This is a genomic window from Streptomyces sp. NPDC002935 (genome assembly GCF_040611295.1).
In the GTDB taxonomy this organism is placed as follows: domain Bacteria; phylum Actinomycetota; class Actinomycetes; order Streptomycetales; family Streptomycetaceae; genus Streptomyces.
The window spans coordinates 26,044-38,025 of record NZ_JBEXNW010000017.1 but is presented as its reverse complement, the minus strand read 5'-3'; the positions used below and the strand labels follow the sequence as shown (position 1 = coordinate 38,025).

Below are 11,982 nucleotides of genomic sequence, written 5' to 3'. Positions count from 1 at the left end.
CTGAAGGGGTCACGCTGACGAGGGGGCGAGGGCGGCGAGATCCCGAACCTGTACCGAGGGCGTCAGCTCACGTCGACGTAGTCGGCCGCGCTGGTGGCGACGCCGGTCGTCGAGTTGCCGTAGTACACCCAGCGGTAGTAGCCGTCGACCGAGGCGGTGACCGTGGCCTTCAGACCCCCGGTGCTGCTGGTGGTGGCCTTCTTGACCGTCTTGAAGGTGTCGGCGCCCTTGGCGCGGAACTGAAGGCTGACCGTACGGCCGCTGTAGGCGTCGTAGTTCTTCGTGCTCCAGTTCGCCCGGGTCACCTTGCCCGTGACGGTGATCGACTTGCCCTTGGTGACCGGCTCCGGCGAGGCGTTGGTGGTGGCCTTGGCCGCGCGCTTCAGCTGAGTGGTCGTGGACCGCGTCTCGAGTTCCCCGGTCTTGAGGCCGCCGTCGGCCTTCCACAGCTTCAGCGAGACGCCGACCTTCCAGGTCGTGGCGTCGCTGTTGGAGTCGACGTGGTCCTGACTCGGGTGCGGGTCGATGTAGAGGTTGCCCTCGCAGCGAGCGTGCTTGGAGTCCACCTCGAAGCAGGTGTAGCCGCCCGGCCCGATCCAGTTCTCTCCGGTGTCGGCCGCCGTCGTCATGCTGCCGCGGTAGAGGAAGGGGAACGCGTCGTAGCGGAAGGGGTCGGCGGTGCTGTACCCGGAAGGCAGCGCGATGTTGAAAGTGATGGGCGGCTCCACCTCCTTCGACGTGCCGACGACGATCGGCTTGCCGTTGTTGATGACGATGTCCGACACGGTGATACCGGTGTCCGCCGCCTGAGCCGTCGGCGCATTCAGCACCGAGAGCCCCAACGCCCCCACGAGCGTGGCCACCGCGACGGTTCGTCTGCCTGTCTTCATTCACACCTCTTCAGGAAAACTCCATGACAAGAGGCGGCAGCCTAGCTGACGAGTTCATGCCCCCTGGCCCCGACCGCCCAGCTCACCGCCCCGCAGCCGGTCCCTCCCGCCCGCGGATGCCAAAGGCGTCAAATTTGCTGGAGGAACGGCCTGGTCAGACATGTTTCGGCTCTCGCCTGGCGGGACCTGGCCCACGACCTAGTAGCCACCACCGCCGGGCAAGCCCGTTTCGCTCCCAACGACACCCGCTCAGTGCCACGCTGGCACCATGGGAACCGAAGTACCTCCACCAGGCCATCCACCGAGAGTCCTCAACCCTCTCTGGATCATCGCCCTCTTTCTGGGACTCTCCGAGACGACCGTAGGTATTGCGGCTGCCCAATCAAGCGGCTGGGTCCAAGGGCTGCTTGCAGTGTTCGCCGTCGTGTTCCCCGTACTGGTATCCACGGTGTTCTTCCTCATCCTGTGGCAACGACCCGAGGTGCTCTACGCACCGGGGGATTTCCCAGAACACGTGTCGATTGGCACCTATGTGGATGGCATGCGTCGCCGATCAACACCGGATCCCGATACCATCCAGGTGGTCGTCAATGACATGCTACGTACCGTGCTGCCTCCAGCCTTGGACAATCCTTCGGATCCTTCCAACGTATTGGAGGAGACACTCGACAACGCCAAAAGGGTTCTCGCCGAACGCACTCTGACTGTCGACGTGAGTGCAATCACTGAAATTCCCGACGACATGTTCGAGTGCACGACCTTCAGCACGCAGACCGTGAGCAATTTTCTCGACTCCCTATGGGGGTATATCAGCGAATCCGTTCCACCATTTCGATATGGGCGAGATTGGATCCTTCTGGACGCGGGAAGCAAGAAGAGGCTCGGGAACCTGGGATCCCTCTGGTCTGAACGAAACGGCACGGAGGAAGACCATAGACTCCTGAGCGGGGTTGGAATTACTCCGGAGTCGCGACTCATTGCGATTCGCCTGGATGACGCCAGAAAGCGACCGCGAAACCAGATCGGCAACTCTTTCCAACGGCGGACTCCACACCCCAGGCGCGGGGAAATCGTTGACGACGCTTCAGCTCCGCGATGATGTCTTGCACAGCAAGAATCACAAGCCCACCGTTCAACCAGTTCCTGTCCGCCGCAAAACCAGACTCGCGGCTCCCGGCGCCATAGTCCGCCAGGATCCGAGGCGCGGGAGTCTGGAGGCCCTTCCAGTTGCTGGCGAGGATCGCGGCCGCCAGGATGTTCATCCATAGCTTTGCGTCCGGGTTGGTCATGGTCTCAGCGAGACGCTCCGCTCGGCGTGGTGCCCCCATCCGGCGGATCTTCAAGACCGTCCACCACTGGTCGATGTTCGCCCAGCGGCTCGCCGACCGCAGCATCACCGAGCTGTCTGCGGTCACCCGGACGATCTATCCGAGTTCGCCGACATTCGCGGCTTAATGACCAGAACTTCCGGCCGCGTGTACTAGGATCCGCCGCTAGTGTCACTCGATCGACCGTTGCTCACACAATCGATAAGAGGCCCGATGATCGGCGTGCTCGTGACTTTCACGCAGACCGACAAGTTCGATCGTTCAACTCTCGCAAAGATTGCCGACGAACTCCGAGGACCGTTCGAAGGCATGGCCGGCCTTCGCTTCAAGGGCTTCACGCTCGACGAAGACGGCGTTCAGGCAAGGAACTTCTACGTGTGGGATGACGAGGAGAAAGCCCGTGCCTTCTTCACGGAGGAGATCGTCGACAAGGTGACGGGGATCTATGGCGTCCCGCCCAAAATCGAATACCTCGATATCGTGGGGTTCGTCGACAACTCTGGCACCTGATTCTCAAGGAGAGGGTCGCACAAACCCCTGCCGTCAGGGCCGTTTGGGACCATCGGGCATGCCGCAGAACTTCCTGGTCAACAGACCGCAGCGGGCCCGGGGAGTTGAACAACGCCGTCGCCCGGCGTGGACACGTCGCCGGCTGCATTCTTCACACCGATCGCGGGACTCAGTTCCGGTCACGGAAATTCGTCCGGGCACTCGACGGCCACAGGATGACCGGTTCGACAGAAAGGGTCAGGGCGGCAGGCGACACTTGGTTCGAGCGTAAATCTCTGCCCACGTCAGCGCTCGCCGATCGCATGAAGGTGCGCGCTGCCCTCGACGCGCTGACAAAGAAGCTCGACGGCACCACGGCGTCCGCGTCCACCATCCACAGGAAGCGCGCCATCTTCTACAACGCCCCGGGCTACGCGGTCGACGCCGGACGTCTGCCGGACAATCCCTTGCCTCAGGTCCAGTGGAAGGCGCCTGAACAGGTGGACGAAGAATTGGACCCAGCCTGTGTGCCAGATCCGCGCCAGGCTCTCGCCCTGCTCGATGCCGTACGTGCGCAGAGCGCCCGAGGGCGGCATCTGGTGGCGTTCTTCGGGTGCATGTACTACGCGGCGGCACGGTCGGCGGAGGTAATCGGGCTCCAGATGCAGGACTGCGACTTACCGCGGTGCGGTTGGGGCGCTCTGCGGCTCCGTGAGACGCGTCCTCGGACGGGTTCCGCATGGACGGACAGCGGTGAGGAGCACGACAAACGAGGGCTCAAGCATCGACCTCGAAAGTCGGTGCGAACGGTGCCGGTTCCGCCTGACCCGGTCGCTTACGGCGTCGCCCCGGACGGACGGCTGTTTCGTACGCAGCGTGGCGGGCTCATCCAGGACACCGGATACGGCGAAGTGCGGGCACAGGCGCGTCGCGCCCTCACGCCCTCCCAGCACGCCTCGCAGCCCGCCAAGCGCCCGTATGACCTGCGCCACGCTACTGCCTCCATATGGCTCAGTTCCGGCGTGGAGCCACAGGTGGTCGCCGCGCGTGCGGGACACAGCGTGGCCGTGCTCTTCCGCGTCTACGCAAAGTGCCTCGCCGGTGCCGCGGCCACGGCGAACGCCCGCATTGAAGCCATGCTGAGAAACGGCAGGTAGGGAGCCGGAAAGCTGCCCCACGCCTGCCCCACGCGGGCCGGTCAACACGCGAGTCAGGGTGAGACACAGTGGGAGAAAGCGGCTAAAACAACTTCTCGCGAGCCCGGAACGACGAAAGGGTCTGTGATCAGCATTGCTGCTGGTCACAGACCCTTTCGGTCGTGTGGCGGCGCGTGGATTCGAACCACGGAAGGCGAAGCCGGCAGATTTACAGTCTGCTCCCTTTGGCCGCTCGGGCACACCGCCAAGATTGCTGCCCCTGAGCCCCGCTTTTCGGCGGTGCTCCCTGGCAACGACGTAAACGATACCTGATGCTCGGGGATGCTTCGCCACCCAATTGATCGACGCTTGGGGGGAGGGGGGTGGCTAGGCTTATGCGGATGCGGCCGGAGGCCTACGCCGGGCTCGACGGCCGCCCCTACGCACCCCGATACAAGGAGCCACAGGACATGGCCGACTCCAGTTTCGACATCGTCTCGAAGGTCGAGCGGCAGGAGGTCGACAACGCCCTCAACCAGGCCGCCAAGGAGATCTCGCAACGCTACGACTTCAAGAACGTCGGCGCCTCCATCTCCTGGTCCGGCGAGAAGATCCTCATGGAGGCGAACTCCGAGGAGCGGGTGAAGGCCATCCTCGACGTGTTCGAGACCAAGCTGATCAAGCGCGGCATCTCGCTGAAGTCGCTGGACGCCGGTGAGCCCCAGCTCTCCGGCAAGGAGTACAAGATCTTCGCGACGATCGAGGAGGGCATCTCCCAGGACAACGCGAAGAAGGTGGCGAAGATCATTCGCGACGAGGGCCCCAAGGGCGTGAAGGCCCAGGTGCAGGGCGACGAGCTGCGCGTCAGCTCGAAGAGCCGTGACGACCTGCAGGCCGTTCAGGCTCTCCTCAAGGGCAAGGACTTCGACTTCGCCCTGCAGTACGTGAACTACCGGTAGAACCCCTGGCACGACGAGCGCCGACCAGCACCGGCAGTACGTCGTCGGCCCGGCTCAGCGGCCGGGTCGCCGCGGGCCGGTTCTTGGCGGGGCGGGGCGTGGCGTTGCCGGGATCGCGTCGCCGCGTGTACCGGGCAGCGGCCCTCGGATCGGCCGACGGTACGAGCAGGGTGGGCACCCCAGCGCGCCCGCCCTGCTCGCCCGTCGGCCGCGGCCTCGGGGATCCGCGCTAGCGGCGTGAGTCGCCGAACAGGATGCGGTAGGCGACCAGCAGCACGAGCGCACCGCCGATGGCGGCGGCCCAAGTGGCACCGTCGTAGAACTGCTTGGTGATGGGGTGGTCCAGCCAGCGGGCCGATATCCAGCCGCCGATGAACGCGCCCGCCACACCGATGACGGTCGTTCCGATGAAGCCTCCCGGATCGCGCCCGGGGAGCAGGAACTTGGCGATGGCGCCGGCCAGCAGCCCCAGAATGATCCAGCTGATGATGCCCATGTCCTGAACCTGCCCTTCCGCGCTGTGTCCACGCTGTCCCGGCCCTGTGATCTCGGTCCTGCCGGGCCGTGCCCGAGCCGTCCGTCTCCGGTGCGGGTCACGCGTGTGTTCGGTGCCGTGTCGATGAACAGGACGTCGCCGGGGCTCCCTCCGGTTGCGGTGATCAGTAGGGTGCGGCCCATGACTGAGTCCAGCGCCGAGCTGCGCCGCACCCTGGGCGTCGGGGACGCCGTGCTCATCGGGCTCGGCTCGATGATCGGTGCCGGGATCTTCGCCGCGCTCGGCCCCGCGGCGCGCGCGGCCGGATCCGGACTGCTTCTCGGACTCGCGGTCGCCGCCGTCGTCGCCTACTGCAATGCGATGTCCTCTGCACGGCTCGCCGCCCTGTACCCCGCTTCCGGCGGCACGTACGTCTACGGGCGGGAGCGGCTCGGCGCCTTCTGGGGCTATCTGGCGGGCTGGTCGTTCATCGTCGGCAAGACGGCCTCCTGCGCGGCGATGGCGCTCACCGTCGGCGCGTACGTCTGGCCGGCGCAGGCGCACGCGGTGGCGGTCGCGGCCGTGGTCGCGCTGACCGCCGTGAACTACGGCGGCATGCGGAAGTCGGCGTGGCTGACGCGGGCGATCGTGGCGGTGGTCCTGGCGGTCCTCGCTTGCGTGGTGGTCGGGTGTCTCGGCTCGGACGTCTCCGATGCCGGTCGGCTGGGCATCGGACTGTCGTCCGGCGCGGGCGGGGTGCTTCAGGCTGCCGGTCTGTTGTTCTTCGCGTTCGCCGGGTACGCGCGGATCGCGACGCTCGGTGAGGAGGTACGGGATCCGGCGCGGACCATTCCGCGCGCGATCCCGTTGGCCCTGGGCATCGCGCTCGTGGTGTACGCGGCGGTCGCGGTCGCTGTTCTTTCGGTGCTCGGATCGACTGGGCTGGGGCTTGCCCCGGCACCGCTGGTGGACGCGGTACGGGCAGCCGGGCTGCAATGGCTCGTGCCAGTGGTGCGGGTGGGGGCCGCGGTGGCCGCGCTCGGCTCTCTTCTCGCCCTGATCCTGGGTGTCTCGCGGACCACGCTGGCCATGGCCCGCGACCGTCATCTGCCGGGCGCCCTGGCCGCCGTGCATCCGCGCTTCCAGGTCCCGCACCGGGCGGAACTGGCCGTGGGCGTGGTGGTCGCGGCGCTGGCCGCGACCGTGGACGTGCGCGGCGCGATCGGCTTCTCCTCCTTCGGTGTGCTGGCCTACTACGCGGTCGCCAACGCCTCCGCCTGGACACTGAGTTCGGCCCCGGCGTCGCGGATCATGCCGGCGCTCGGACTTCTCGGCTGCGTGACGCTGGCCTTCGCCCTGCCGGTGGTTTCGGTGGTGGTGGGCGCGACCGTCCTGGCGGTGGGAGCGGCGGCGTACGGCGTACGGCTGTGGGCGGCTTCGCGCTAGCGGGTCAGGAAGCCGTCACGGTCGTGCGTATGCGGAAGTCGGGCCAGGGAGGGAGGTCCGCGCCGTCGTTGGACTCCTCGTACCAGCCGGTTCCGTCGAGCCAGGTGCGCAGCCAGCTCGCGAGGTCGGGTGCGTCGACGTACCAGGCGTGGTCGGCCTCGTCGGCGTTCGGCTCGTAGAGCAGGACCGTGCCGTCGGCGCTTCGGCAGTCCACGCACGCGTACATTCCGCAGCCCCAGTGGGATATCGGCAGGACACCCTCGGGCCATGGCCATTCGGGGTCCTTGCGGCCGCTCTCGCGGCTGGCGAGGTACTGCGGAACGACCGCGGGCTCACCCGCCGGCGGGCCGTCGAGCAGGGGCAACAGACCGTATTCCGGACCGAATCCGCCGTCCCCGATCCGCAGGTACAGCGAGGCGAGCAGCGCGGGGAGCGGGAAGCCCAGTACCGCCTCGGCGCGGGCGACCTCAGCCGTGCCCACGGGCTCGGGCAGCGAAGGCCAGCCCCACGGGCGGGTGTTGCGAGCCTCCGTAGCGACCCGTGCCAGCAACTGCTCGATTTCGGTCATGGGTTCATCATGCAGCGCGCCACTGACAATCAGGCAGCCTGTGGACAACCCTCGTGCGAGACGCCCCGCGCCCACCGGTCACCGGTTCACCGGTCAGCGGTCAGCGGTCAGCGGTCAGCGGTCAGCGGTCAGCGGGAGGCGAACGGCTGGTCCGTGGGCACGATTTCGCGTCCCAGCGGGAACAGCGAGATCGGGATGAGCTTGAAGTTGGCGATGCCGAACGGGATGCCGATGATCGTGATGCACATGGCGATGCCCGTGACGATGTGGGCCAGGGCGAGCCACCAGCCCGCGAGGACCAGCCACAGGACGTTGCCCACGCAGGACGGCGCGCCCGCGTCGTGGCGCTCCACCGTCGTATAGCCGAACGGCCACAGGGCGTAGACGCCGATACGGAACGCGGCGATTCCGAACGGGATGCCGATGATCGTGATGCACAGGATGATGCCTGCGACCAGGTACCCGAGGAACAGCCAGAAGCCGCTCAGGATGAGCCAAATGACGTTCAGAATTGTCTTCACAGCTGACGACCTGCCATCTGCTCGAGCCGGGCGATGCGCTCCGCCATCGGCGGATGCGTAGAGAACATCTTCGACATTCCCTTTCCCGGGCGGAAGGGGTTCGCGATCATCATGTGGCTCGCGGTCTCGATGCGCGGCTCGGGGGGCAGCGGCAGCTGCTTCGTGCCGGCGTCGAGCTTGCGCAGCGCGCTCGCGAGAGCGAGGGGGTCGCCGGTGAGCTGGGCACCGGACGCGTCCGCCTCGTACTCCCTGGAGCGGCTGATGGCGAGCTGGATGACGGAAGCGGCAAGCGGGCCCAGAATCATGACCAGGAGCATCCCCAGAATGCCGGGACCGTCGTCGTCGTTGGAGCGGCCGATCGGGATCAGCCAGGCGAAATTGACGAGGAACATGATCACGGAGGCGAGGGCGCCGGCCACGGACGAGATCAGGATGTCGCGGTTGTAGACGTGACTGAGCTCGTGGCCGATGACACCGCGCAACTCGCGCTCGTCCAGGATGCGCAGGATCCCCTCGGTGCAGCACACGGCCGCGTTGCGGGGGTTGCGGCCCGTCGCGAACGCGTTCGGCGCCTCCGTCGGTGAGATGTACAGGCGCGGCATGGGCTGGCGGGCCTGGGTGGAGAGATCGCGGACCATGCGGTACAGGGCCGGGGCCTCGAACTCACTCACCGGGCGGGCACGCATCGCGCGTAGAGCCAGTTTGTCGCTGTTCCAGTACGCGTACGCGTTCGTCCCGATCGCGATGAACAGCGCGACGATCAGGCCGGTGCGCCCGAAGAAACTGCCGATGACGATGATGAGTGCGGACAGTCCCCCGAGGAGTACGGCTGTCCTGAGCCCGTTGTGCCGGCGGTGCACGGTACGCCCTCCAAGTGGTGCGGCAGGGGAACCCTTTGCTTGCTGATGCTCTGCTTCCACTCTTCAGTGGACCCTCCCGTACTGGTCAACGCCAGACGGAGAGCTCTAGTTCCCTTGTGCGCGCTGCCCGACGCGTGCGCCGTCCGGGTGAATCGAACGGCGTTCCACGCGCGCGCGTGCCTCTTGGACGGGGCGGAGAAACCGGTTGGCCCGGGCGGCGAACCGGTCGCCGGTTCAGAAGAGGCCGGTCTCCGAGAAGCGCAGGATCAGCTGGGGTGCCCCGGACAGGACGATGCCCAGTACGGCCGTCAGGGCGATGGCCGCGGTGAGCGGGGCGGGGACGCGGTGCGTGCCCGGTTCGCCCTCGGGGGCGCGGAAGAGCAGCGTCGTCCACTGGAGGTAGTAGAAGAGCGCGATCACCACGTTGACGGCCATGACGACGGCCAGCCAGCCGAGCCCCGCGTCGACGGCCGCCGAGAAGACGGTCACCTTGGCGAAGAGGCCGATGATGCCCGGCGGCAGACCGGCGAGGCAGAGCAGGAAGAAGCCGAGGATCAGCGCGGAGAGGGGGCTCTCGGCGTACAGGCCCCGGTAGTCGCTGATCCGGTTCAGGGGGTGTCTGCGGGCCACGAGTGCGGCCACGGCGAAGGCGCCGAGGTTCACGGCGGCGTACATCAGGGCGTACGCGACCGTGGAGCCGATGGCCTTCTCGGCGTCCTTGGAATAGGCGGCTGCCGCGATCGGGACCAGGAGGTAGCCGGCCTGTCCGACGGAGGACCAGGCGAGCAGCCGTACCGCGCTGTACGCGCGCGTGGCCTGCTGCCGCAGGGCGCCGACGTTCCCGACCGTCATGGTGAGGGCTGCGAGCGCTGCCAGTGCCGGGCCCCAGACGTCCGCGTACGACGGGAAGGCGATGACGGTGACGAGGATCAGCCCGGAGAAGCCGACCGCCTTGCCGACGACCGACAGGTAGGCGGCGATCGGCAGGGGCGCCCCTACGTAGGTGTCGGGCACCCAGAAGTGGAAGGGCACGGCGGCCGTTTTGAAGGCGAAGCCGACGAGGGTGAGAACGACGCCGGTCTGGGCGAGGGTGTGGAATTGTCCGTCGACGTGCTGGATCCGGTCCGCGATCTGGGTGAGGTAGAGGGTGCCGGTCGTCGCGTAGACGAAGCTGACGCCCATCAGGCTCACCGCGGTCGCGGTGACGGAGGACAGGAAGAATTTCAGGGCCGCTTCCGAGGACTTCTTGTCGCCGCGCTTGATGCCGACGAGTGCGAAGGCGGGCAGCGAGGCGACTTCCAGGGCGACGATGAGGGTCGCGAGGTCGCGGGAGGCGGGCAGCAGGGCCGCGCCGGCGGCCGAGGAGAGCAGCAGGAACCAATACTCCCCTTCGGGGAGTTGCCGGTCGGCGTCCTTCAGTGCGGTGACCGACAGCAGGGCGACGAGGAGCGCGCCGCCGAGAACCAGGAGCTGGATGACCAGGGTGAAGGGGTCCGCCACGTAGCTGCAGGTGTTCGCGTCGCCTGTCAGGCAGAACGTCGCCCGGTCGCCGTCCAGGAGGGGGAGCAGCAACAGCGCGGACGCGGCGAGGCCCGCCACGGACATCCAGCCGAGTACGGACTTCCTCGCGTCGCCGATGAAGAGATCGGCGACGAGGACGACGAGTCCGACGACCGCCGCGAGGGTGGGCGGCGCGATGGCGAGCCAGTCGACGGACTGGACCAGGGAACTCATCGGGTGCCTCCTGCGAGGAGCTGCTGTACGGCCGGGTCGGTCAGGCCGAGCAGGGCCCGGGGCCACAGACCGGCGGCGACGGTGAGGGCGACGAGCGGCGTCCAGGCGGCGAACTCGTAGTTCTGGACGTCGGCGAGTTGCGGAGACTCCTGCGACGCCGCGCCCATGCAGACCCGGCGTACCACGATGAGCATGTACGCGGCGGTGAGCAGCGTGCCGAGCGCGGCGATGGCCATGAACGTCAGGTAGGCGGGACGGCTGAGGCCTGCGGCGGGCTCGAACGCGCCGAACAGCGCCAGCATCTCGCCCCAGAACCCGGCGAGGCCCGGCAGGCCGAGCGAGGCGACCGCGGCGAAGGCCAACAGGCCGCCGAGGCGCGGGGCCTTGCCGTAGAGAGCGGCGCCCGTCTCCTCGGCGAGGGTGTCGAGGTCGGTGGTGCCCGTGCGGTCCTTCAGCGCTCCGACGAGGAAGAAGAGGAGGCCGGTGATGAGGCCGTGGGCGATGTTGGCGAACAGCGCGCCGTTCACGCCGGTCGGGGTCATCGTCGAGATGCCGAGTAGGACGAAGCCCATGTGGCCGACGGAGGAGTAGGCGATGAGCCGCTTGAGGTCGCCCTTCGCACCCTGCTTGGCGAGGGCCAGGCAGGCCAGGGAACCGTAGATGATCCCGACCACGGCGAAGGCGGCCAGGTAGGGGGCGAAGGTCCGGAAGCCGTCCGGGGTGATGGGCAGCAGGATCCGGACGAACCCGTACGTGCCCATCTTCAGCATGACGCCGGCCAGCAGGACCGAGCCGACGGTCGGAGCGGCGGTGTGGGCGTCCGGCAGCCAGCTGTGCAGCGGCCACATCGGCGTCTTGACCGCGAGCCCGAGCCCGATCGCCAGAACGGCGATGACCTGCACGGATGTGCTCAGCGACCGGCCGTTGTCAGTGGCGAGTGCCACCATGTCGAATGTGCCCGCATTGATTCCGATCAGGAGCAGGCCGAGCAGCATGACGACCGAACCGAGCAGGGTGTAGAGGATGAACTTCCAGGCCGCGGCCTGACGCTGGGCACCGCCCCACCGGGCGATGAGGAAGTACATCGGGATGAGCACCATCTCGAACGCGAGGAAGAACAGCAGCAGATCGAGGACGGCGAAGGTCGCGAGCGTGCCGGACTCGAGGACGAGCAGCAGCGCGACGAATGCCTTCGGGGTCGGGCCCGCGGGCATCTTGAAGTAGGAGTACAGCGCGCAGAGGAAGGTCAGCAGAGCGGTCAGGACCAGAAGGGGGAGGGAAATGCCGTCGATGCCGAGGTGGATCCGCACGTCGAGTGCGGGGATCCAGCTGATGTCCGTCTTGGCCTGCATCCTCGACGGATGGTCGTGGTCGAAGCCGAGGGCGAGGACGATCGCGGCGATGAGCACCACGCCGGTGACGATCACGCCGTGCCGCAGCACCGCCTGCTCGGGCGACTTCCCCTTCAGCCCGGGAGGAGCCGGCAGAAGGGCCGCGGCGGCCCCGATGAGCGGGCCGACGACGATCAACGCGAGAAGAATCTGCATCACGGATTCACTGATATCGATCACGCGTG

The 11,982-nt window shown here is 67.3% G+C and carries 13 protein-coding genes and 1 tRNA gene; 6 read left to right on the top strand and 8 right to left on the bottom strand.

Annotated elements, in window-relative coordinates; genetic code table 11:
- Positions 1 to 62: 62 nt before the first annotated feature.
- On the bottom strand, positions 63 to 890 hold the full coding sequence (locus ABZX90_RS23265; RefSeq protein ID WP_351124728.1) for a hypothetical protein: 828 nt from the start codon (positions 888 to 890) through the stop codon (positions 63 to 65).
- 268 nt (positions 891 to 1,158) lie between these two features.
- Here ABZX90_RS23265 and ABZX90_RS23260 point away from each other — a divergent pair, with 268 nt between their 5' ends.
- The 4 genes from ABZX90_RS23260 to ABZX90_RS23245 all read left to right on the top strand — a co-directional run bounded on the left by ABZX90_RS23260 (position 1,159) and on the right by ABZX90_RS23245 (position 3,864).
- The gene (locus tag ABZX90_RS23260) at positions 1,159 to 1,989 is read left to right on the top strand and encodes a hypothetical protein (RefSeq protein WP_355207613.1); all 831 of its coding nucleotides are present in this window, start codon (positions 1,159 to 1,161) and stop codon (positions 1,987 to 1,989) included.
- A 188-nt stretch (positions 1,990 to 2,177) separates the two neighbouring features.
- Positions 2,178 to 2,345, top strand: coding sequence for a hypothetical protein (locus tag ABZX90_RS23255; RefSeq protein ID WP_351124723.1), 168 nt, complete (start codon positions 2,178 to 2,180; stop codon positions 2,343 to 2,345).
- 86 nt (positions 2,346 to 2,431) lie between these two features.
- On the top strand, positions 2,432 to 2,728 hold the full coding sequence (locus ABZX90_RS23250) for a hypothetical protein (RefSeq protein ID WP_351124720.1): 297 nt from the start codon (positions 2,432 to 2,434) through the stop codon (positions 2,726 to 2,728).
- Positions 2,729 to 2,943: 215 nt separating this feature from the next.
- Entirely contained in the window at positions 2,944 to 3,864 is a 921-nt protein-coding gene (locus tag ABZX90_RS23245; protein WP_355207608.1) for a hypothetical protein, read from the top strand.
- A gap of 164 nt (positions 3,865 to 4,028) precedes the next feature.
- Here the strand turns inward: ABZX90_RS23245 and ABZX90_RS23240 are convergent.
- A tRNA-Tyr gene (locus ABZX90_RS23240) sits at positions 4,029 to 4,110 on the bottom strand.
- Positions 4,111 to 4,313: 203 nt separating this feature from the next.
- Between ABZX90_RS23240 and ABZX90_RS23235 the strand changes: the two genes are divergently transcribed.
- Entirely contained in the window at positions 4,314 to 4,802 is a 489-nt protein-coding gene (locus ABZX90_RS23235; RefSeq protein WP_351124718.1) for a YajQ family cyclic di-GMP-binding protein, read from the top strand.
- 229 nt (positions 4,803 to 5,031) lie between these two features.
- On the opposite strand, the gene ABZX90_RS23230 is transcribed toward ABZX90_RS23235, so the two are convergent.
- Positions 5,032 to 5,298: a GlsB/YeaQ/YmgE family stress response membrane protein gene (locus ABZX90_RS23230; RefSeq protein ID WP_351124715.1), complete on the bottom strand. Its 267-nt coding sequence runs from the start codon at positions 5,296 to 5,298 to the stop codon at positions 5,032 to 5,034.
- Between the two features lie 180 nt (positions 5,299 to 5,478).
- Between ABZX90_RS23230 and ABZX90_RS23225 the strand changes: the two genes are divergently transcribed.
- A complete protein-coding gene (locus ABZX90_RS23225; protein WP_355207604.1) occupies positions 5,479 to 6,723 on the top strand; it encodes an APC family permease in 1,245 nt (414 codons plus the stop codon).
- Between the two features lie 4 nt (positions 6,724 to 6,727).
- On the opposite strand, the gene ABZX90_RS23220 is transcribed toward ABZX90_RS23225, so the two are convergent.
- From ABZX90_RS23220 to ABZX90_RS23200, 5 genes are all read right to left on the bottom strand, one after another.
- A complete protein-coding gene (locus ABZX90_RS23220; RefSeq protein ID WP_351124709.1) occupies positions 6,728 to 7,291 on the bottom strand; it encodes an SMI1/KNR4 family protein in 564 nt (187 codons plus the stop codon).
- Positions 7,292 to 7,419: 128 nt separating this feature from the next.
- Entirely contained in the window at positions 7,420 to 7,812 is a 393-nt protein-coding gene (locus ABZX90_RS23215; protein ID WP_351124707.1) for a YccF domain-containing protein, read from the bottom strand.
- Positions 7,809 to 8,672, bottom strand: coding sequence for a zinc metalloprotease HtpX (gene htpX, locus ABZX90_RS23210; protein ID WP_351124705.1), 864 nt, complete (start codon positions 8,670 to 8,672; stop codon positions 7,809 to 7,811). The genes ABZX90_RS23215 and htpX overlap by 4 nt, the downstream gene beginning before the upstream one ends.
- 234 nt (positions 8,673 to 8,906) lie before the next feature.
- Positions 8,907 to 10,406, bottom strand: coding sequence for an NADH-quinone oxidoreductase subunit N (locus ABZX90_RS23205; RefSeq protein ID WP_355207599.1), 1,500 nt, complete (start codon positions 10,404 to 10,406; stop codon positions 8,907 to 8,909).
- Positions 10,403 to 11,977 carry an NADH-quinone oxidoreductase subunit M gene (locus ABZX90_RS23200; protein ID WP_355207596.1) on the bottom strand — a complete coding sequence of 525 codons (1,575 nt, stop codon included), beginning with the start codon at positions 11,975 to 11,977 and terminating at the stop codon, positions 10,403 to 10,405. The genes ABZX90_RS23205 and ABZX90_RS23200 overlap by 4 nt, the downstream gene beginning before the upstream one ends.
- Positions 11,978 to 11,982: the final 5 nt, after the last annotated feature.